The sequence below is a fragment of the Vibrio sp. 704 genome, assembly GCF_033339295.1.
Map to the genome: position 1 here is coordinate 1 of NZ_JAWOUH010000438.1, position 700 is coordinate 700.

Annotated in this window: 1 protein-coding gene; it reads right to left on the bottom strand. The window is 49.6% G+C overall.

Annotation, left to right across the window (positions count from 1 at the left end; all coding sequences use genetic code 11):
- Window positions 1–6: 6 nt before the first annotated feature.
- A partial coding sequence (gene dnaA, locus R7R24_RS26960; RefSeq protein WP_318120158.1) for a chromosomal replication initiator protein DnaA occupies window positions 7–700 on the bottom strand: 694 nt, incomplete at its 5' end.

Sequence of the window (700 nt, forward strand, 5' to 3'; positions counted from 1 at the left end):
AACCGATTAAGAAGACAGGGTGCGAATCAAGTTCGAGTAATCTTCCTTAATATCGTGGCTCTCTTCACGCAGCTGCTCAATCTTGCGACATGCATGCAAAACGGTCGTATGGTCTCGGCCACCAAACGCATCACCGATTTCTGGCAAGCTGTGGTTAGTTAGCTCTTTAGCCAGTGCCATCGCCAATTGACGAGGACGTGCAACGGAGCGAGAACGACGTTTAGACAGCAGATCCGCCACTTTGATTTTGTAGTACTCAGCAACCGTCTTTTGAATGTTGTCGATGGTCACCAACTTCTCTTGCAGCGCCAGCAGATCGCGCAGCGCTTCGCGAACGAAGTCGATGGTGATTGGGCGACCAGTAAAGTTCGCGTTGGCAATGACTCGGTTCAACGCGCCTTCCAACTCACGAACGTTGGAACGCAGACGTTTTGCAATAAAGAACGCAACTTCGTCAGCCAAATGAATTTGATGGTCTTCAGCTTTCTTCATCAAGATCGCCACACGCGTCTCTAGCTCAGGCGGCTCGATCGCAACCGTTAGACCCCAACCAAAGCGCGATTTCAGACGATCCTCTACCCCGCTGATCTCTTTTGGATAACGGTCAGAAGTTAGGATGATCTGTTGGTTACCTTCCAACAATGCGTTGAAGGTATGGAAGAATTCTTCTTGTGAGCGCTCTTTGTTGGCAAAGAATTGG